Annotated in this window: 16 protein-coding genes; 10 read left to right on the top strand and 6 right to left on the bottom strand. The window is 69.2% G+C overall.

Annotated features, from left to right (window positions below; all coding sequences use genetic code 11):
* The first annotated feature begins 34 nt into the window (after positions 1–34).
* From IE124_RS29890 to kynU, 9 genes are all read left to right on the top strand, one after another.
* Positions 35–748: a class I SAM-dependent methyltransferase gene (locus IE124_RS29890; RefSeq protein ID WP_229833005.1), complete on the top strand. Its 714-nt coding sequence runs from the start codon at positions 35–37 to the stop codon at positions 746–748.
* 40 nt (positions 749–788) lie between these two features.
* Complete coding sequence (locus IE124_RS29885; RefSeq protein ID WP_189512336.1) at positions 789–2,171, top strand: DoxX family protein; 1,383 nt, start codon at positions 789–791, stop codon at positions 2,169–2,171.
* A gap of 115 nt (positions 2,172–2,286) precedes the next feature.
* The gene (locus tag IE124_RS29880; protein WP_189512334.1) at positions 2,287–3,669 is read left to right on the top strand and encodes an FAD-binding oxidoreductase; all 1,383 of its coding nucleotides are present in this window, start codon (positions 2,287–2,289) and stop codon (positions 3,667–3,669) included.
* A 59-nt stretch (positions 3,670–3,728) separates the two neighbouring features.
* The gene (locus tag IE124_RS29875; RefSeq protein ID WP_189512332.1) at positions 3,729–5,528 is read left to right on the top strand and encodes a non-ribosomal peptide synthetase; all 1,800 of its coding nucleotides are present in this window, start codon (positions 3,729–3,731) and stop codon (positions 5,526–5,528) included.
* A 140-nt stretch (positions 5,529–5,668) separates the two neighbouring features.
* Positions 5,669–6,574, top strand: coding sequence for a tryptophan 2,3-dioxygenase (locus tag IE124_RS29870; protein WP_189512330.1), 906 nt, complete (start codon positions 5,669–5,671; stop codon positions 6,572–6,574).
* 31 nt (positions 6,575–6,605) lie between these two features.
* Positions 6,606–7,535, top strand: a complete 930-nt coding sequence (locus IE124_RS29865) for an alpha/beta hydrolase (RefSeq protein WP_229833003.1) — start codon at positions 6,606–6,608, stop codon at positions 7,533–7,535.
* On the top strand, positions 7,532–9,124 hold the full coding sequence (locus tag IE124_RS29860) for a tryptophan halogenase family protein (protein ID WP_189512328.1): 1,593 nt from the start codon (positions 7,532–7,534) through the stop codon (positions 9,122–9,124). The genes IE124_RS29865 and IE124_RS29860 overlap by 4 nt, the downstream gene beginning before the upstream one ends.
* Before the next feature lie 54 nt (positions 9,125–9,178).
* The gene (locus IE124_RS29855; RefSeq protein WP_189512326.1) at positions 9,179–9,736 is read left to right on the top strand and encodes a flavin reductase family protein; all 558 of its coding nucleotides are present in this window, start codon (positions 9,179–9,181) and stop codon (positions 9,734–9,736) included.
* A 279-nt stretch (positions 9,737–10,015) separates the two neighbouring features.
* On the top strand, positions 10,016–11,209 hold the full coding sequence (kynU, locus tag IE124_RS29850; protein WP_189512324.1) for a kynureninase: 1,194 nt from the start codon (positions 10,016–10,018) through the stop codon (positions 11,207–11,209).
* Positions 11,210–11,384: 175 nt separating this feature from the next.
* On the opposite strand, the gene IE124_RS29845 is transcribed toward kynU, so the two are convergent.
* Both IE124_RS29845 and IE124_RS29840 read right to left on the bottom strand, forming a co-directional pair.
* Entirely contained in the window at positions 11,385–11,750 is a 366-nt protein-coding gene (locus tag IE124_RS29845; RefSeq protein WP_189512322.1) for a hypothetical protein, read from the bottom strand.
* A 17-nt stretch (positions 11,751–11,767) separates the two neighbouring features.
* Complete coding sequence (locus IE124_RS29840; protein ID WP_189512320.1) at positions 11,768–12,298, bottom strand: hypothetical protein; 531 nt, start codon at positions 12,296–12,298, stop codon at positions 11,768–11,770.
* A gap of 63 nt (positions 12,299–12,361) precedes the next feature.
* On the opposite strand from IE124_RS29840, the gene IE124_RS29835 reads away from it, so the two are divergent.
* Positions 12,362–13,132 (top strand): transposase, encoded by a 771-nt coding sequence (locus IE124_RS29835; RefSeq protein WP_189512318.1) that lies wholly within the window; start codon positions 12,362–12,364, stop codon positions 13,130–13,132.
* Between the two features lie 65 nt (positions 13,133–13,197).
* Here IE124_RS29835 and IE124_RS29830 read toward each other — a convergent pair whose 3' ends face one another.
* From IE124_RS29830 to IE124_RS29815, 4 genes are all read right to left on the bottom strand, one after another.
* On the bottom strand, positions 13,198–14,442 hold the full coding sequence (locus IE124_RS29830) for a cytochrome P450 (RefSeq protein ID WP_189512316.1): 1,245 nt from the start codon (positions 14,440–14,442) through the stop codon (positions 13,198–13,200).
* Positions 14,439–15,182 (bottom strand): hypothetical protein, encoded by a 744-nt coding sequence (locus tag IE124_RS29825; protein ID WP_229833001.1) that lies wholly within the window; start codon positions 15,180–15,182, stop codon positions 14,439–14,441. The genes IE124_RS29830 and IE124_RS29825 overlap by 4 nt, the downstream gene beginning before the upstream one ends.
* 1 nt (position 15,183) lies before the next feature.
* Complete coding sequence (locus IE124_RS29820) at positions 15,184–15,930, bottom strand: thioesterase II family protein (protein WP_229832999.1); 747 nt, start codon at positions 15,928–15,930, stop codon at positions 15,184–15,186.
* On the bottom strand, positions 15,927–20,078 hold a 4,152-nt coding region (locus IE124_RS29815), incomplete at its 5' end, for a non-ribosomal peptide synthetase (protein WP_189512315.1). The genes IE124_RS29820 and IE124_RS29815, both read right to left, overlap by 4 nt.

The raw sequence follows: 20,078 nt of genomic DNA, 5'->3' as shown, positions 1-20,078 counted from the left end.
GGTCCCTGTGGGAGGCGACGCAATCATGGAACCCATGACTGAACCTGTCGGCTCACCCGACGGACCCGCTGCGATGACCGAGGTGTTCGACGCCGTCTACCGCGGGGAGAGTCCGTTCGGCAAGCGCCCACCGTGGGACATCGGGGCACCTCAGCCCGCCTACGTCGCCCTGGAGGAATCGGGACTCATCGGCGGCGCGGTGCTCGACGCCGGGTGCGGCACCGGTGAGGACGCCCTCCACCTGGCGGGCAAGGGCTATGTGGTGACGGGGCTGGACCTGTCACCGACGGCGATCTCCCTCGCCCGGGACAAGGCCGGGGAACGCGGACTCCAAGCCGTCTTCGAGGTCGCCGACGCCCTCGAACTCGCGGGCTACGAAGGGCGTTTCGACACCGCGATCGACTCCGGCCTCGCGCACACCTTCGAGGGCGACAGGCTGCGGTCGTACGCGGCTGCCCTGCACCGGGCCTGCCGCCCGGGGGCGGTGGTACACATCCTCTCGATCAGCGACAGAGGGTCCGCGGAGATGCAGGCGCGGCTCGCCGAGGCCATCGAGGGAATACCGGCGCCGCTTCCGGACGCCGACGAGCCGCCCGCCCTCAAGCGCTCCGCCGAGCACTTGCGCGACGGCTTCGCCGACGGCTGGACGGTCGAGTCGATCGACGACTCCCTCATCCGCGGCATCATCCCGACGACATCGGAACTCCTTGACGTGCACGCATGGCTCGGACGCTTCCGCCGCAGCTGACCGCGACCATCGAACCGGGCCCCCGCGAAGGTGATGAACGATGAAGGTGCGAGTAGGCAAGTGGTTGCGGACCGTCGCGTCCTCATCGGCCGGCTGGGCGGCCGGACGCACGCTACCGGCGGTCGGCACCTCGTCGCCCCCGCCGAGCTGGACCGGGGCCGCCCGCACCGCCTACCGGTTCGGCGTCGTCTACGCCGGCCTGTACTGCCTGACCTCCCCGCAGGTCTATCTGGCGTTGCGCGGGGGCGGAATGGGGCGCCTCCAAGAAGCGGCCGACTCCTGGGCGAAGCTCTGGGAGATACGGCCCGTGCGCAACTGGATGTCCGCCCGGGTCCTCGGCCGTGAGCTGGGTGACCGCTTCGACGGCGGCGACGACCCGCACACCTGGGCCGGGCAGCTCTGCTGGCTCGCGGGAGCCGCCGCGGCCACCCCGGTCTGGTCGGTGCTGGACCGGCACCGGACGGACTACACGACGCTGGACAAGTGGGTCCGCCTGGCCATCCGTTTCTGTCTCGCGGGGCAGATGTTCTCCTACGGCGCGGCCAAGGCCGTCCCGCTCCAGTTCCAGCTGCCGCTCTCCAAGCTCGTCGAGCCGCTCGGCGACCTCAGCCCGATGGGTCTGCTGTGGGCACAGACGGGGTCCTCGAAGCCGTACCAAATGCTGCTCGGCTGTGCGGAGATCGCGGGCGGGCTGCTCCTCGTCGTCCCGCGCACGGCGACGCTGGGCGCGGTGGTGTCGGCCGCGGAGATGGCCCAGGTGCTGCTCCTCAACATGACCTTCGACGTCCCCGTCAAGAACCACGCCTTCCATCTGCTCCTGCTCAGCCTGCTCCTGCCGGCCGCGCAGTCGCCCCGCCTGGCCGAGGCCCTGCTCACGGAGCGCCCGGTCTCCGCGGCAGCCCCCACGGACCTCTTCCGCTCCCGCCGGGCGAACCGGATCGCCACGGCCCTGCAGGTCGGGGCGGGACTCTGGCTGCTCGGCGCCCAACTGCGCAACGACTGGTCGTTCTGGAAGAACCACGGGGGCGGTCGGGAGAAGCCCGAGCTGTACGGCGTCTGGGACGTCACCGACTTCTCCGTCGACGGCGAGCAGCGCGCGCCCGTGACGACCGACAGCCGGCGCTGGCGCCGCGTCGTCGTGGACTCCGCCGACGTCGTGGCCATCCAGCACATGGACGACTCGCTCGACCCCTGCATGGCGGCGATCGACATGAATGCACGCTCGGTCGCACTGACCAAGATGACGGACCCGAAGTGGCAGGTGACGCTCGCCTTCGAGCGCCCGGCCGAGGATCGCCTGATCCTGGAGGGCGACGCCGACGGCTGCCGCCTCCGCCTGCATCTGAGCCGCCGGGACCTCAGTACCTTCCCGCTGGTCAGCCGCGGCTTCCACTGGGTGCAGGACAACTCGTACCTGCGGTAGAGGACCTGTCGACCGAGAGGACCTGTCGACCGAGCGGTCCGCCCGCCGAGCGGTCCGCTCGCCTGAGCGGCACCCGCCCGGCGGTGGCCCGCCGTCCACGGAAGGAGATCAACGGATGAGCCTGGACGTGGAGACGCTGGCCGCGGAGGTGCGAGGGCCCGTCCTGCTGCCCGGCAGCCGAGCGTACGACGAGGAACGGGCCGGATTCCAGACCGGCTTCCGGCACCGCCCCGCCGTCGTCGTCGGCGCCACCCGCGCCGAGGACGTGCGCGCCGCGGTCCGCTTCGCCGCCGAGCGGAGGCTGCCCGTCGCCGTGCAGTCCACCGGACACGGCATCGTCACAGCCCTGGACGGCGAGGGCCTTCTCATCACCACCCGCCGGATGAAGGCCGTCACGGTGGACGCGGAGGCCGGGACCGTCTGCACCGAAGCCGGCGTGCTGTGGGGGGAGGTCATCGAGCAGGCCGCGCCGCACGGTCTGGCCCCCGTCAACGGATCGGCCCCGCACATCGGCGTCGTCGGCTACCTCCTCGGCGGTGGCATCGGCCTGCTCGGCCGCCGGACCGGATACGCCAGCGACCACGTCCGCGCCGTCGACATCGTCACCGCCGACGGCACGCCGCGCCACGTCACGGCCGACTCCGACCCCGACCTGTTCTGGGCGCTGCGCGGTGGCGGCGGCAACTTCGGCGCCGTCACCGCCATCGAGACCGCCCTCCTGCCGGTGGCGCGGCTCTACGGCGGCGGCCTCCACTTCGCCGCGGACCACCCCGTCGACCTGCTGCACGCCTACCGCGCATGGACCCTGACGCTGCCGGAGGAACTCACCTCCTCGATCGCCCTCATGGCCTGCCCGTCGCTGCCGTCCGTCCCCGGGCCGCTGCGCGGACGCTACGTCGCACACCTCCGGATCGCCTTCACGGGCTCCGCCGAGGAGGGCGAACGGCTTGTGGCGCCCCTGCGCGCGCTCGGCCCACGTCTGATCGACACCGTTCGGGAGATGCCGTACACGGAGGTCGGCAGCATCTACCAGGACCCGCACGTCCCGCATGCCTACTTCGGCGGGAACGTCCTGCTGCGCGAACTCGATCCCGCGGCCCTGCGGACCGTCGTGGACGCGGCCGGACCCGATGCGGCCGTTCCCTGCATCGTCGACATCCGTCACCTCGGCGGGGCCTTCGCCCGACGGCCCACCGACGCGGGCGCGGTCGGGGGCCGGGAGGCCGCGTACATGCTGCGCGTCATGACCGGCGGCGCGGCCGCGCCGCCCACGGCGGCCCGGCCGGTCCACCAGCGGGTCTACGACGCCCTGAAGCAGTGGACCGTCGGCCGCAGCCTCAACTCCGTCTACAACGACGGCCATCCGGTCCTCCAGGAGCAGGTGCGCGAACTCTTCGCGGCCGAGGACTTCGAGCGGCTGCGACGCGTGAAGACGCGCCACGACCCGCACAACCTGTTCCGGTTCACCCACAACATTCCACCGACGGACGGCAATTGACCGAGCCCCGGCCGTCAGGGCAGATCAACGATCTCGCGGTACGGGAGAAGGGATCCTGGATGTCCGGCACAGCGGCATCTGTCATCGAGGTCTTCGAGCAGCAGACGGCGAAGCGTCCGGAAGCGATCGCGGTCCGCGCCGCCGACGGTGATCTCACCTACGCCGAGCTGGACCGCCGGGCGAATCAGCTGGCTTACGAACTGCGCGCCCGAGGGGTGGACGCCGAGGTCCCCGTGGCGCTGCTGATGCGCCGCTCGGCTGATCTGATCGTCACCTTGGTGGCCGTACTCAAGGCGGGCGGTGTCTATCTGGCGTTGGACCACCGCCTGCCGGCGGAGCGGCGGGCGACGATACTGCTCGATGCCCGTCCGGCGCTGGTCGTCACCGACGACGACAAGCCGTCGGCCATGGAGGGGGATCAGCCGTGGTGTCCGCTGCCGGAGCTGTCGGCGTGCGCCGCGCGACGGCCGGCGACGCGTCCGGAGACCCGAACGTCACCGGAGAGCACGGCCTACATCGCGTACACCTCCGGATCGTCCGGGAAGCCGAAGGGCGTCATGGTGCCGCACCGGGCGATCGAACGGCTGGTGGTCGGAGCGGGCTGTCTGCCGATCGGGCCCGACGACGTCTTCCTGCAACTGGCCCCGGTCGCCTTCGACGCCTCGACCCTGGAGATCTGGGGGCCCCTGCTCAACGGCGGCACGCTGGTGGTCGCACCGGAACACCCCCTCTCCCTCGGAGCGATCGTCGACCTCGTGCGCGACGAGGGCGTCACGATCCTGTGGCTGACCGCCGGGTTGTTCCACCACCTGGTCGCGTCAGGCCTCGCCGCGCGGCTACGCGGACTCAGGACCCTGGTCGCCGGCGGCGACGTGCTGTCGGTGGCGTCGGTCAACGACGCCCTGGCGGAACTCACCGGGACGACGCTGATCAACGGCTACGGCCCCACCGAGAACACCACGTTCACCTGCTGCGCGACCCTGGACGGACCGGTCACGGCGTCGCGGATGCCGATAGGGCCGGCGATCGGCGGGACCTCGGTCCACGTGCTCGACGACCTCCTCGGGATCGTGCCGGACGGACAGGTGGGCCGCATCCACGCCTCCGGCGCCGGTCTGGCGCACGGCTATCTCAACGATCCGGCGCTGACCGCTCAGCGGTTCGTGGCGAACCCGTTCTCGGCGGTACCGGGGGATCGCATGTACCGCACCGGAGACCTCGGATCTCGCGGCGAGGACGGTGCGCTCGACTTCCTCGGGCGGGAGGACCGGCAGGTCAAGATCCGCGGCTTCCGGATCGAACCGGGGGATGTGGAACACGCCCTGCGCGCGCACCCGGACGTGAGGGACGCCGCGATCGTCGCCACGTCGTCGGGAGACGAGCGCTCCCTCGTCGGCTTCTACGCCGCCCACGAACCGCTGCTCTCCGAGGACCTGCGCACGCACCTGGGAACCCTTGTCCCCCCGTACATGATCCCGGCGGTCCTGGTCTGGCTCGACGCCCTGCCCCTGACGGCCAACGGCAAGGTCGACCGGGACGCGCTCACCGCGTACGCGCCGCCGGGCCGGGGGGACCTGAGCTCTGACTACCGCGACCCCGGCGATCCCCTGGAACAGTGGCTCGCCGAGCTGTGGGGCGATCTCACCCAGATGTCACCCGTCGGCGTCGACGACGACTTCTTCGAGCTCGGCGGCCATTCGCTGATGGCCGTCAGGATCATCGTGGAGATCAGCGACCGAACCGGCGTCGAGGTCGACCCGCAGGACTTCTACGCCCGTCCGACGATCTCCGAGCTCGCCGGGCTGATCTCCGCCGGCGTCCCCGCGCAGGCGGCGCGGGGCGGGCGGGGGACCGGGTGACGTCGACCGAGATCGTGTCACGAGCTCCGTGAATGACACGCGAAAGATTGCTGATCGCCGGCCGCACCGGCGTGCAATGCTCCGGCGGCCCTGCGAAATCCGGCACCGCCGGATGACACCTGATGGGAGTTGATGTCTCGATGACGTCGGAGCGTACGGCCCCACGCTCCTACACCCCGCTGACCGAGGAGGAACGACGGCAGCGGGCGGAGAACACCGGCGGCGAGCCGATGCTCGATTTCGATGTCGCGAACGGCTCCGAGAGCACCGCCTACATCGGGTACCACCACGTGGACGTCCTGCTCGCCCTCCAGCACCCACGCACCAGCGAACCCGCCGAGCTGTCGTTCTACATCACCGGCCAGATCCAGGAGCTGCTGTTCAAGCTGCTGTTCACCGAGGTCAACCGGGTACGAGACCTGTTGTTCGCGGACGACCTCGACGAGGCACTTCGGTACCTCCAACGGGTCGAGCGCGTCCAGCGGGTCCTCACGACGACGTGGGAGCCGCTGAGCACCATGACGACGACGGAGTTCGCGGCCTTCCGCGACGAGCTGGGTTCGGCGTCGGGCATCCAGTCCTACATGTACCGGCAACTCGAGTTCGCGCTAGGCAACAAGGCTCCGCGACTGGCGGAGCCCTACCGGCCGGTGGCCTGGGCGTACGAGCAGGTCATGGCCGCGCTGCGGGCACCGAGCCTGTACGACGCGGCGCTCGGCGTGCTCCGGCGCCGGGGACTGGGCGTTCCCGCCCACTGCGTCGAGCGGGACTTCGCCGCGCCGTACCAGCCGCACGCCGCGGTGGAACAGGCATGGGCGCAGGTCTACTGGTCGCCCCGCGAGCATCGGGATCTGCACGCTCTGGCCGAAGCACTGTCCGATCTGAACCACCACTACGCGCAATGGCGCTACACCCATCTGCTGATCGTGGAACGCATACTCGGCCACAAGCCCGGCACCGGCGGAACCTCCGGCGTCAGCTGGCTGCGCAAGGTGGCCGAACACCGGTTCTTTCCGGAGCTGTTGGCCGCCCGTACCGCCATCTGACGCTGATCTCCCGGTGATTTGGAGGCGATCATTGAGTTTCCCCGTCTACGGCCGGTACGACCGGACCGAGCTTGATCGGCAGTACTCCCCGAGCTCCTGCGTGGACGACATGTCCGCGTTCCTCACCCGCTACACGAAGCGGAGCGCACGAACGAGGAGCGAGCTGCCGGTGAACGCCGGCATGCCGTACGGACCGCTGCCCTGCGAACGCCTCGACTTCTTCCCGGCGCCCGGTCCGAAGGCGCCGCTCCTGGTGTTCGTGCACGGCGGCTACTGGCAGGAACTCGGCAAGGACGACTCCTCCTTTCCCGCGCGCCGGCTCGTGCCGGCGGGCGCGGCGTTCGCGGCGATCGGCTACGGGCTGGCTCCGCGGTACCGGGTCGACGAGATCGTCGACCAGGTACGACGCGCCGTCTGGTGGCTCGTGGAGCACGCCCAGGATCTCGGGGTCGACAGCGGGCGGATCGTGCTCGCCGGAAGCAGCGCCGGCGCTCATCTGGCGCTGATGGCGCTGCTCGACGGCTGGATGCCCGGAGGCACAACTCCAGCGGACGTGATCGCCGGAGCGGTCCTGCTCAGCGGTGTGTACGACCTCGAGCCGGTCCGGCTCACCTACGTCAACGACCCCCTGGGGCTCGATGCCGAGGCGGCGGCCCGGCTCAGCCCGATCCGCCACCTCCCGGACCGGCTGCCACCGCTGGTCGTGGCGCGCGGCGGCGCCGAGACCGCCGAGTTCGCGCGGCAGCACCGCGAGCTCGTCGAGGCCGCCACGCCTCGTTCGGCCGCCGTTCACGATCTGGTGATCACGCACCGGAACCACTTCGACATCACCTTCGACCTGGACGATCCCGCCAGTGACCTCGGGGCCGCGGTGCTCCGTCAACTCGGGCTGCCCGGACGGCCATCCAGGAGGCCGGCAGGCGACTCCGCTCGATCCCACCGAGACATTGGACGCGCATGAGCGACAACCTGATCAAGAAGATACTCGTGCTCGGAGGCGGTACGGCAGGCTGGATGGCCGCCTCCTACCTCGGCAAGGCACTCGGCCAGTCCGTCCGGATCACCGTGCTGGAAGCGCCGGCCATTCCGAAGATCGGCGTCGGCGAGGCCACGATCCCCAATCTCCAGCGGGTGTTCTTCGACTATCTGGGACTGACCGAAGAAGAGTGGATGCCGGAGTGCAACGCCAGTTACAAGATGGGCATCAGGTTCATCAACTGGCGTACTCCGGGCGCCGGTATGGCGGGCCCACGGCCCTACGGACAGTACGGCGACCAGTTCGACCACCTCTTCGGCCTGCTGCCCAACCACGACGACCTGCCGCTGTCGCATTACTGGACGTACAAGAAACTCAACGGCCTGACCGATGAGCCGTTCGACCGCTCCTGCTACCCGCAGCCGGCGCTCTTCGATCGGAAACTCTCTCCCCGCTTCCTGGACGGCCGGCGGGTGGCGAGTTACGCCTGGCATTTCGACGCCGACCTCGTCGCCGACTTCCTGCGCAGATTCGCCACCGGCAAGCAGGGGGCGACACACATCGAGGACAGGTTCGTCGCGGCGGAGACCGATCAGCAGGGCCGGCTCGTCGCCGTCACCACGGAAACAGGACGCAGGCTGGAGGCGGATCTGTTCATCGACTGCTCCGGTTTCCGCAGCCTCCTGATCAACCAGGTGATGAAGGAGCCGTTCCTGGACATGAGTGACCACCTGCTCAACGACCGGGCGGTGGCGACCAGGGTGGAGCACGACGACGAGGAGCACGGCATCGAACCGTTCACCTCCTCGATAGCGATGAGCTCCGGCTGGGCCTGGAAGATACCGATGCTCGGCCGTTTCGGCACCGGGTACGTGTACTCCAGCCGGTTCACCTCGGAGGAGGAGGCCACCCGGGAGTTCTGCGAGATGTGGGGCATCTCCCCGGACACGCATCCGATGAACCACGTGCGGTTCCGGGTCGGCCGGAACCGGCGGGCATGGGTGAAGAACTGTGTGGGAATCGGCCTTTCGTCGTGCTTCCTGGAACCACTGGAGTCCACCGGGATCTACTTCACCTACGCCGCTCTCTACCACCTCGTGAGGAACTTCCCGGACAAGCGATTCGATCCGGTGCTGAGGAACAGGTTCAACAGCGAGATCGAGTCGATGTTCGACGACACGAGGGACTTCATCCAGGGCCATTTCAGCTTCGCACCGCGCGATGACACGCCGTACTGGCGGGCGTGCAAGGAGCTGGAACTGGCGCCGGAGTTCCTCCACAAGGTCGAGATGTACAAGGCCGGCCTCGGGGTGGACCTGCCGGTGACCGACGAGGGTACCTACTACGGAAACTTCGATGCCGAGTTCCGGAACTTCTGGAGCAACGCCAACTACTACTGCGTGTTCTCCGGTCTCGGCATGATGCCGGAACACGATCCCACGCCGCTCGGCTACCGACCGGAGTCGGTCGAGTCCGCCGAAGCGGTGTTCGCGCAGGTCCAGCGGCGACGGGACGAGCTGCTCGACACCCTGCCCCCGATGCACACCTACCTACGCCGGCTCCACGGGAAGTAGGCGCTTCCCGGCGCCGAGACAGCGGCCGGACACAGCGAGACGCAGAGGAGCATGATGCCCGAGACACCTTCAGCCGCCGGAGTCGTTCCGCTGGATGTCTTCCGGTCGCTCATGTCGGAGTTCCCGACCGGGGTCGCCGTGGTGACGTCGCTGGATCACGACGGGGAGCCCCGCGGCATGACCTGCTCGGCCCTGTGCAGCGTCACCGGCACCCCGCCGACCCTGCTGGTCTGCCTGCGCCGGGAGAGCCCGACGCTCGACGCGGTCATCCGCTGTGGGCGGTTCGCGGTGAATCTCCTGCACGCCGACGCCCAGCACGTCGCCGAGCTGTTCGGGTCACCGGTGAAGACCCGGCGCTTCGACCTGGTGGACTGGTCGATGGGCCGCTGTGGGCCGCACATCGCCGAGCATGCGCACGCCATCGCGGACTGCCGGGTCACGAGCACGGGAGACGGCGGAAGCCACGTCGTCGTGTTCGGTGAGGTCAGCGACGTCACCCTGCACAGGGGGCGGGTCCCACTGCTGTACGGCCGGCAGCGGTACAACGTGTGGTTCGAGCAGGTGGCGCGGCAGAGCGCGCTGTGCCCCCGCGATGCTTCCCCGTCGGACTGAGGCATCGCAGACGGTGATGTCCGGGCAGGTCACGGCTGGTCTTGGAGTGGTCTGGTCATGCGGTGAGGGCGGCGAGGGTGTGCATGTGGGCGAAGGCCTGGACAGCGTGGTGGAGGACGCTGCCGCGCCGCCGGCAGCAGCACGGCCGGCCACCACCGGGACGCCCACACCGGCTCAGCCCGCAACACCCCGCCCGTGCAGGGGAAATACCCGGAACCAAGCCTTCTGCAACACACCCGTCAGGCCCTGGCCGGCACGGAGATCCGGATGGAGACAGACATGCCCACCCCCAGTCGGGAAACCGCCGAACGGCTCGACCGGACCGATCCTCTGAGCGCGATGCGCACCAGGTACTCGCTGCCGGAAGGCGTGGTGTACCTGGACGGCAACTCCCTCGGCGCGCTGTCCGTCGGCGTGCCGTCGGCCGTCCAGACGGCCATCGTCGAGAACTGGGGTCGGCACCTCATCAACGTCTGGACCGATGACGGCTGGTGGGACGTGCCGCTGCGGGTCGGCGACCGCGTCGGGCGTCTGCTCGGCGCGCGGGCCGGCCAGACCGCCGTGGGTGATTCGACGTCGGTCCACCTGTTCAACGTGCTGACAGCCGCGGCCCGGTTGCGCCCGGATCGCCGACTGCTCCTGATCGAGGAAGGCGGCTTCCCCACGAACGACTACCTGGCCGCTTCGGTCGCCCGCATTCTCGGGTTGGAGGTCCGCCGGGTACCCATGCCCGACATGGCGTCCACCCTCCGCCGGCTGGGTGAGCGGGTCGCTGTCGTCACGGCCGGGGCCGTGGACTTCCGCACCGGCGAACTCTGGGACGTCCACGCGGTCACGGACACGGCGCACGACGTCGGCGCGCTCGTCGTCTGGGACCTCTGCCATGCCGTCGGCGCCCTCCCGCTGACCCTCGACGCGGACGGCGTGGACTTCGCGGTGGGGTGCTCGTACAAGTTCCTGTCGGGCGGACCGGGTGCCCCGGGGTTCGTCTACGCGGCCCGCCGCCATCACAGGGCCATCGATCAGCCCCTGTGCGGCTGGCACGGACACGCGGATCCGTTCGCGATGGTGCCCGACTACGAACCCACGACCGGAATCGGACGGTTGCGGGTCGGCTCTCCGAACATCCTGTCCATGCTGGCCCTGGACGCGGCACTCGACGTCTTCGACGACGTGGAGATGACCGCGGTCCGCGAGAAGAACGTGGCGCTCGGGGACTTCTTCATCGAGGCGGTCGACACCCACCTGGCCGGGTGCGGATTCGAGCTGGTCACGCCGCGCCGCGGCGATCAGCGCGGAAGCCAGGTGACGCTGCGCCATCCGGAGGCGGAGCGGATCATGCGGGCCGTGAACAAGCGGGGGGTCATGGGAGACGTGCGTCCTCCCGGACTGCTGCGCTTCGGGTTCAACAGCCTCTACATCTCCTACACCGACATCTTCTCGGCCGTCGAGGCATTGCGTGCGTGCACGTGAAGCGGTGATGCGCGTGAAGCGTGATGCACGTGACGCGTGATGCACGTGACTGTCCACGACCCCCTAAGGGCTGTCCCGTAAATGACGGCATGCCGATTGACCAGCGACGCTGCGCCTCATCCGGCGAGGGTGAGGGAACTTCCAGGGAGCGGAGGGGTGCCGTTGAAGTTGCGCGTCAGCGGGGGATCGCCTGTCCCGCTTCGGTGAGGGTCAGTGTGAGGCAACCCAGCCACGTGCCGGATTGCGGGTACTCCCAGTTCTCCGCGTTCGCCAGGGCAGCGGGAAGGTCCTGCTTCGGGATGGGGGGACCGGGCTGCTCTCCGAGAGTGCCGTCCGGCGCTGTCCAGGGCACGAGCCGGCACACTTCGATCCATCCTCTGTCGACGAGGGGAAAGAGGATCGGGACGAGAGCCGAGGCGGGACCTGAGACCAGCGGCCCGTCGAGGTCGCCCCAAACACCGGGGAGGATGTCGATCTCGGTGGCGTTGATCATGAAGGCGCGTTCGGCGGAGGACAGCTGGTCTGTCGCGGGATAGCTCACGTGCAGAGTGTCGCAGCTCAGGAGAACGGCCAACGCGAGCCCCTGTGGCTCTCTGAGGCACTGTGATCACGCTGGTGGGTGCTGGACGACTTCCGCCACTGGTCCACCACGTCGTCCACTTCATCCAGGGCCGGTTCGCGACTTCCGCTGGGTGCGTAGGCCGGTGACCGGTCAGCGCGTAGTGGCAGATGTGTGCAGTACCAGGCTCGCCGGGCACCTGCTTGCTCCGCGGTCGTGCCCGTGCGGAGATAGCCGAGCAACGCTGTCATGACCCTGCGACGTCCGAATGCGTAGAGCGCCGGCTCGACGAACCAGCGACAGAAGCTCGCGTCTGGGTCGTATACAGCAGCAGCCATCAGCGGGTGGAAGAACTCCTCGGGCAGGGTTGCGCGTTCCAGCAGTGGCCTTCGTGCGGCTCCGGCCAGGTGCCGCGCACGTCGCTCTTCAGGCACGTCGGCTGCGGCCTCAAGGTCCAGCAGGCGAGCCACTTCGGCTGCACATACAAGGAATGAACGTGTGGATGCCTCGTGGCGGTCACCTTCGGTCATGGGAGGATTGTCGGCCACGTTCCTGAGCAGAAGAAGTGGTCGCATGGACGAGATGATCTCGATGTGGCTGGTGTGATCACGGCGTCGGAGCCGTCCTGGATAACCCCGTTCTCCGGGCTGAGCCCCCGCGCCTTCGGGAAGCTGGTGACGGTGCTGCGTCGCGCAGGTGCGGACGCGGTCCGCAAGGGCAGGCCGTGGAGTCTTCCACTGGAGGACCGGGCTCTGCTGGTCACCGCGTACTGGCGAACGAACCTGACTATGCGCCAGCTCGGCCCGCTGTTCGGCGTCTCGAAGTCGGCGGCCGACCGCATCATCGACCACCTCGGGCCGGTGCTCGCGCTCCAGCCCCGCAAGCGGTTCGCCAAGGACACCGTGCTCATCGTGGACGGCACCCTGGTCCCCACCCGTGATCACACCATCGCGGAGCGTTCGAAGAACTATCGGTACTCCACCAACCACCAGGTCGTCATCGACGCCGACACTCGCTTGGTCGTCGTGGTCGGCCGGCCGCTCGCCGGGAACCGCAACGACTGCAAGGCATGGGAGGAATCCGGCGCCAAGGCCGCCGTCGGCAACACCGTCACGATCGCCGACGGCGGCTACCCGGGCACCGGACTCGTCCTACCGCACCGCCGCCAGCGCGGCCAGACCGAGCTCTCGTCTTGGAAGGAGGAGCACAACAAGTCCCACAAGCAGGTCCGGGCCCGCGTCGAGCACGTCTTCGCCCGCATGAAGACCTGGAAGATCCTCCGCGACTGCCGCCTCAAAGGCGACGGCGTCCACCACGCCATGCTCGGCATCGCCCACATGCACAACCTCACCCTCACCGAATAGGCCAGCGGGCCGCACAGCGACCAACCACACCCGAGGCGGCTCGAAGATCATTTACGGGACGGGCCTTAGGCAGTGCGCAACTTCGCGACCACCGGCATGCGCTTGATGCCGGCCGCGAAGTTGGACGCCAGATGCTCCACCGGACCGACGAGGTCGAATCGCTCGACCGAGTCGGCGATCTCGGCGAACAGCGAGTTCAGCGCCATCCGTGCCAAGGCGGCCCCGACGCAGTGGTGCGGCCCGAAGCCGAACGCGACGTGCGGGTTCGGCGATCGGCTCACGTCGAACCGGAAGGGCTCCGAGAAGACCTCCTCGTCCCGGTTCGCCGAACCCAGCCAGGTCACCAACGCGTCGCCCTCACACACCTGCCGGCCGCGCAACGTCATGTCCTGAGTCGCGTGGCGAAGGAAGTGATTGGCCGGCGAGGACCAGCGCAGGCCCTCCTCCACCGCGCCGGGCACCCCTCGCGGATCGTCGACCAGCTTGCGGTACTCCGCAGGGTTCTCGATGAACGCCAACACCGTTTGGGTGACGGCGTGCGGCGTGGTGACGTTGGCGCCGAGGAGCAGGCTGTAGCAGTTGTAGACCAGCTCGTCGTGACGCAGTCTGCGCCCGCCCACCTCCAGGCCGAGGAGCGCGCCGATCAGACCGTCCTCCCGAGAGGTCCGCCGAGTCTGTCGAGTCCGGCGGGAGAAGTACGAGAACAGCTCGTGATGCGCCGTCGCCAAGGTGTTCAGCCCGTCCCCCAGCCGGAAATCGGGGTCATCCGGTGCGATGGCCGCGGTGGTGAGCACGGTCAGCCGCGCCCAGTCCTGCTCCGGAATGCCCATCAACGTACCGGTGAACGCCATAGGGAAGCCTGCCGCAAGTTCGGCCAAATCCCCAGGACCGTCCGCCAGTTGCTCCAGCAGACGGTGGGCCACCTGCCTGACCTTCGGGACGAACGGCTCCAGCGCCTTTCTGGACAGCAGCTTGGCGATCGGCTCGTGCAGCATCGTGTGCACCGGCGGGTCGCTGGCCGCCATCATCTTGCCGCCGGCCGGGTCGCGACTGCCGAGGACCGACAGCAAGGTCCCCCGGCTCGACGTGAACCTGGTGTGGTCCCGGAGCACTTCGCGGACGTCGTGATGTTTGGTGACCGACCAGAACCGGCGACCGTCCGGCAACGACTGGAGGTGCAACGGGGCGCGCTCGCGCAGCGTGGTCCAGATCGCGTGCGGGTCACCGGAGCCGTACAGACGGGGATCCATGAGATCCAGCGAGTCCAGATCCGTGGAAGGTGCCGGCGAGGTTCGCTCACCCATCTTCATCGGGGGTCTCCCAGATCTCGGCCGTCAGTCCGTTCCCGGACGCCGACAGCGGTCCACATGGCCGTCGCCTTGGCCACCAGCTCGCCACGGTCGTCGTACAAGGCGGTGCCGACCGCCGTGGTGCGGCCGTGCCGACGCCCGCGGCGTGCGACCACGACGTGAGGTACCAGCGGGCGGGGCGGCCTGCGCAGGACCGCGGTCATGCGGGTGAGCACCATAGGCTCCCGGACCGGGTCCGCGGTCCACCCGCCGGGGCAGTCCAGAACACTCCACACCAGCTCGGGCCGATCGGACGACGCCACCGTCGGCGTCCAGGGACACGCCACGACGCCGGGCGCACCGGGGACCTCGCCCGGCGCCACCGGGAACCCGTCCGCCGGTTCGCGACTCACTCCACAGACGAAGCAGGTCGGAAAGGGATGACCACCCGCACGCCCCCGATAGCGTGCGCTCGCTTCGGCTGCCGCCCGTAACGACACCGCTTCCACGGCAGGGAACTCCGCCGCGGCGGTGGTCATGGTCGCGATCAGCCGGTCGCCGTCCCAGATCTGGGAGCGTCGTGTTCCGGGACGGAACTCCAGGGTCTGGTCGAGCCGTGGCGCCCCGAGCAGGGCCACGGCGACCGGTGGGCGTTGGTGGTCCGCGGCCAGCTTCGCGAACGTGCCACAGGCGTAGCCGCCGTTCGCCGTGTCCGGCGGGCCGTTGTACCTGGCGGGTATGCGTACGATCCGATCCGCCATGTCACCGCGCCCGCGTGTCGGCCTCGACGGCTGCTCGGAGAGCGTCGAGGAGGTGGCCGGGTGCCTTCACGAACGCCTGGTGATCGCCCTCCAGCACGAGCGAGGTGCAGCGTCCCCAGCGTGCCCACCCGGCCATCAGATCGTGCGGGATCTCCACGTCGGCGGACCAGCCGAGCGACCGGATCTCGAAGGAATCCGTCGCGGACGGGTCCGGACGGTAGGCCTTGTTCGCCGCCAGGTCGTCCACAAGTATTCCGACGAAGAAGTCGACAAGGCGTTTCGTCGGCTTGACCAGCCCCAGCAGGTTCACGACCACGCCCCTGAGCTCGTCCTCGCTCATGCCGAGGAACCGGCCGTACGGCCCGTCGTCCGGCGCCACTTGCGAGGACACGAAACAGGTGGTGGGTGACCTGGTGCCGCCGAGCGCCATCTGCCGCGCGAACTCGAAGGCCGCGAGCGCCGCCCCGCAATGCCCGAACACACTGAACTCGCGGTCCAGGACCGGACCCAGCTCGGCGGTCATCTGCGCGGCCAGGTTCTCGTACGTGCCGAAGTGGGCCTCCCCCATCCGCTTTTCCCGGCCGGGGAGTTGCAGCGGTACGACGGCGGTGTCCCCGATGCGGTCGGGCCACAGGCGATACATGGAGGCGCCGCAGCCGGAATAGGGGAAGCACAGCAGTAGATGCTTGCAGTCGTCCGGCGGCACGGTGGCGAACCAGCGGTTGTCGTTCCGTACGTTCTCGATCACGAGTCCCTCCCCGCGGCCCTGTTGCGGAAGGCCTGTTTCAGTACGGCGCCGACCACCTGCATGGATTCCGGCCGGTCCATGTCCTGATGGCTGGTCGGAACGGTGTGGACGGTCATGGGGCCGTGAATGTGGTCCCGCCACGCGCCGGCGGGATCGATCCTGGAGGAGCCCTCGCCACCGTCCCCGGCGACCGCGCCCGCTTGGAAGAACACCGCGGCCCCGTCGAATTCCGGCGGCAGATATCCGGTCAGCATCGCGATGTGCTCCACGCTGATCCCCGTCACGAGGTCGGAGATCGCGTCCACCTCCAGCGAGTCCGCGTCGGCGTACCGGTGGCGCAGGAACTGGTCGAACCCCTCCCGGATCTCCTGGCCGGCGAGGCTCCCCGCTTCGACGGCGGTTTCCGGATAGCAGTCCATCATCGCCAGCAGTTCGACCTCCTCGCCGCGGGCCCGCAGCTCGGCGGCGATCGCGTGCGCGGCGAAGCCGCCGAACGACCAGCCGAGCAGGTTGTACGGCCCGTGGGGCTGCACCGACCGGATCCCGGCCAGATAGGTCTGGACGAGCTCGGTCATCGACGTCGGCATGGGATCGGGGCCGGCGGGATCGAGACCGGGCGCCTGCAGCGCGTAGATCGGCCGGTCGTCGATGAAGCGGGCCAGGCTGAGATAGAACCAGCCGACGCCGCTCACCGGGTGCACACAGAAGAGCGGGCGCTCGGTGCCGCTGGAGCGGATGGTCATGAGCGGCGCGTAGGTCTCGTCCCGGCCGTCCGGGGCCAGGGAAAGCAGGCGTGGCGCCAGGTCGGCCACGGTGGGGCACTCGAACACCGTCCGGATGGGGACGTCGATCCGGAGGACGGTGCGGATGCGGGACAGCAGCTTCGTGGCGAGCAGCGAATGGCCGCCCAGCTCGAAGAAGCCGTCGTCGATCCCGATGTCGGGTACGCCCAGCACCTCGGAGAAGAGGCCGGTGAGTACCTCCTCGTGCGCGTTCCGTGCCCGCCGCGACGAGCCGCCGGTGATCTCCGGCGTCGGCAGGGCCTCCCGATGGAGCTTCCCGTTGGCGGTCAGCGGCAGGCTGTCGAGGAAGACCACCGTCGACGGGACCATGTACGCGGGCAACCGGCCGCTCACGAAGGCACGGAGGTCCGCCGCCCGGTCGGCGACCGGAACGCTGCCGTAAGCGGTCAGCGGCCCGGCTTGTGCGAAACCGGGCACGTACACATCGGTGGGCACGGTGTCGCCGCCGTCGGGTACCGCGAGGACGACGTCCAGGTGTCCGGCGACGTGCGACCACGTCACCGCCGTCGAATAGCCCAGCCGCTCCCCGAGCGTGTAGAGCTCTTCGCGCGGCTCGCCGTCCGCCGCCGGGGCGTGGTGCTCGACGTGGAGAAGGCCGGTGGCGCGCACGGCGGCCGTCAGAGCCGGGTCGGGTACGCCGACGATCCGGACGCTCTCGGGCCGCCGCAGCCGAAGGTGCTGCTCCAGTCCTCGGAGGCCGCCCACTTCGCTCCACCGCAGGCTCGGGACGGAGGCGAGGGACAGGGCCCGTACGGGCGTCTTGCGCACCGTCACGTCGTACCTGTACTGACTCAGTTCGTTGTCGTACCCGCCCCGTTTGATCTGCACGTCGACCGCGCCGATCGCGGGCAGCTCGTCCCCCAGTGCCGCGAAGAAGTCCGGATGCAGGACGAGCTCCGTCTCCATGGCGATCGCCGTGGCGACGGCGCTGCGGATTCCGCCCCGCTCGGCTTCGTCGAGGTCGGCCACGTCCTGGTGACCGAGTCGGCGGATCGCCACCATGGTGGCGAACTCCCGCAACAGCGCCTTGTTCCGGACGTCACCGATGAACAGCGCGCCGCCGGGAGCCAGCAGGCCCATCGCCTTCTCGATGACGTCCACCAGGTAGTGCACGCTCGGGAAGTACTGGACGACGGAGTTCAGCACGATGGTGTCGAAATCGCGCTCCGGCAGCAGATCCACCTGATCGGCCGGCTGGACGACCAGCCTGACCCGGTCCGCCCAGTCCGCCGGCACTTCGGCGAGGTGCTGCCTGAGCCCGTCGATCACCGACTCGGAGAAGTCCGTGCCGTAGTAGGTCTCGCATTCCGGGGCCAGGTGGGCCAGGAGGAGCCCCGTGCCCACGCCGATCTCCAGCACCTTCGACGGACGCAGGGACCGGATCCTCGCGACGGTCGCGTCGCGCCACTCCCGCATCTCGGCCAAGGGAATCGGCTTATCGGTGTAGCTGCTGTTCCACCCGCTGAAGTCCTCACCGAAGCCGCCGTCGGCGGCCGCGTCGGCGTGGGCTTCTCCGCGGTAGAGATCGTCGTAGGTGTCCCGCCACTGTTCCACCAGCTCGATCTCCCGGCTCTCCTGCCGGTCGGCGGATTCCCCCTGGCTCCGGACGACATAGGCGACCAGTTGCTTGACGTCCTGCCCGGCGATGTCGCGAGCGACGACCGCGGCCTGCGCCACCTGGCGGTGCGCCAGCAGGGCCGCCTCGATCTCACCGGGCTCGACCCGGAACCCACTGATCTTCGTCTGATCGTCGGCCCGGCCCACGAACACCAGCACGCCCTCGCGCGTCCAGCGTGCGAGGTCGCCGGTGCGGAACATCCGTGATCCCGCCGGACCGTAGGGGTCCGCCACGAAGCGTTCCGCGGTCGCACCGGGTTGGCCGGAGTACCCGCGTGCCAGGCCCGCGCCGGCGATCCACACGTCCCCGACGACGCCGGTGGCGACCGGATCGAGCTCACCGCTCAGAACGTAGACGCGGGCATTGCGGATCGGGACGCCGATGGGGACCACCGGATCGTCGAACCGGCGGCGGGTGGCGGCACAGACCACATGGGTCGTCGCGTTCACCGTGGTCTCGGTCGGGCCGTAGATGTTGACGACCCGGATGGCGCTGTTCGCGCGGAGCACCCGGTCGACCGCCGCCGTCGGCACCTTGTCGCCGCCGGTAGCGAAGTAGCGCAGCGTCCGCAGGCCCGACAGCTCCTCCAGGTCCTCCGACGACATGAGATCGAACAGGCCGGCGGTGGCCCACAGCGTGTCGATCTCGTTCGCCGCGATGAACTGGAGGCGTTGCGCCGGGGACTCCCTGTCGGCAGGCAGCGGAATGAGGGTCCTGCCGCGCAGGAGCGCAGGCCAGATCTCGTACACCGACGCGTCGAAGGCGATCGACGACTGGAAGAGGATCCGGTCGCCCGGCCCCTCCGGCCAGCCGTGCCAGGCATCGTTCAGGACACTGCGATGGGAGACCGCGACTCCCTTGGGGCGTCCGGTTGATCCGGATGTGAACATGACGTACGCCAGATGGTCAGGGCGCAGTCGGCCATGGGACGGGTTCGTGCGCTCGCCGCCGACGACGTCCGACAGGTACAGCCTGGGGATCCCCTCGTCGGGCAGCACAGCGCGCGTGTCGACGGCCCTGCTCGTCAGGATCAGAGCCGGCTTCCCGTCGGCCAGGAGGGAACCGTTGCGCAGACTGGGATAGGCGGGGTCGATGGGCAGGTAGGCGGCGCCCGCTTTGAGTATTCCGAGGATGGCGGCGATCAGTTCCGGCGAGCGGGGGAGTGCGACCGCGACCACTGATTCGAGGTGTACGCCGTGCTCGAGCAGCGCGTGTGCGATCTGGTTGGCGCGCGCGTTGAGCTCGTCGTACGTGATGTCCTCGCCGCCGCTGGAGATCGCGATCGCGTCCGGAGTCCGCGCGGCCTGCTGCTCGAACCGGAGGGGGATGGAGCCGTCCGGGATCGCGGCGTCCTCGGTGGTCCCGTTCCACGTCTCGAGGAGTCGGTGGCGCTCGTGCGGGAGGAGTACATCGATGCTTCGGAGCGATGTGTCCGGGGTGGCGACCACCGTGCGCAGAACCGCCTTGAACCGGGCGATCAGCTGCTCGACGGTTTCCCGGTCGAACACGTCGGTGGCGTATTCGACGTACCCGACATAGCCGAGAGGACGGTCTCCGTCGCGGGGTAGTTCCGAGAGATTGAAGAGCAGATCGAACTTGGCCGTGCCGGACGACACCGGCTCGAAGTCGATCTTGATGTTGCCGAGGGCGAAGGTCGGATAGACGTTGTTTTGGAAGGCGAGGGAGGTTTGGAAGAGGGGGTGGTGGGCGGTGGTGCGGGTGGGGTT

Origin of the sequence: Streptomyces narbonensis (assembly GCF_014649015.1) — a bacterium.
GTDB classification, from domain to species: Bacteria; Actinomycetota; Actinomycetes; order Streptomycetales; family Streptomycetaceae; genus Streptomyces; species Streptomyces narbonensis.
This window is presented reverse-complemented; position numbering and strand designations above follow the sequence as displayed.

Coding starts and splice junctions, on each gene's coding strand:
- IE124_RS29840 (WP_189512320.1), bottom strand. CDS start 12,298: ATGACCGAAGGTGACCGCCACGAGGCATCCACACGTTCATTCCTTGTA.
- IE124_RS29870 (WP_189512330.1), top strand. CDS start 5,669: ATGACGTCGGAGCGTACGGCCCCACGCTCCTACACCCCGCTGACCGAG.
- IE124_RS29890 (WP_229833005.1), top strand. CDS start 35: ATGACTGAACCTGTCGGCTCACCCGACGGACCCGCTGCGATGACCGAG.
- IE124_RS29825 (WP_229833001.1), bottom strand. CDS start 15,182: ATGGCGGATCGGATCGTACGCATACCCGCCAGGTACAACGGCCCGCCG.
- IE124_RS29860 (WP_189512328.1), top strand. CDS start 7,532: ATGAGCGACAACCTGATCAAGAAGATACTCGTGCTCGGAGGCGGTACG.
- IE124_RS29855 (WP_189512326.1), top strand. CDS start 9,179: ATGCCCGAGACACCTTCAGCCGCCGGAGTCGTTCCGCTGGATGTCTTC.
- IE124_RS29885 (WP_189512336.1), top strand. CDS start 789: ATGAAGGTGCGAGTAGGCAAGTGGTTGCGGACCGTCGCGTCCTCATCG.
- IE124_RS29830 (WP_189512316.1), bottom strand. CDS start 14,442: ATGAAGATGGGTGAGCGAACCTCGCCGGCACCTTCCACGGATCTGGAC.
- IE124_RS29875 (WP_189512332.1), top strand. CDS start 3,729: ATGTCCGGCACAGCGGCATCTGTCATCGAGGTCTTCGAGCAGCAGACG.
- IE124_RS29880 (WP_189512334.1), top strand. CDS start 2,287: ATGAGCCTGGACGTGGAGACGCTGGCCGCGGAGGTGCGAGGGCCCGTC.
- kynU (WP_189512324.1), top strand. CDS start 10,016: ATGCCCACCCCCAGTCGGGAAACCGCCGAACGGCTCGACCGGACCGAT.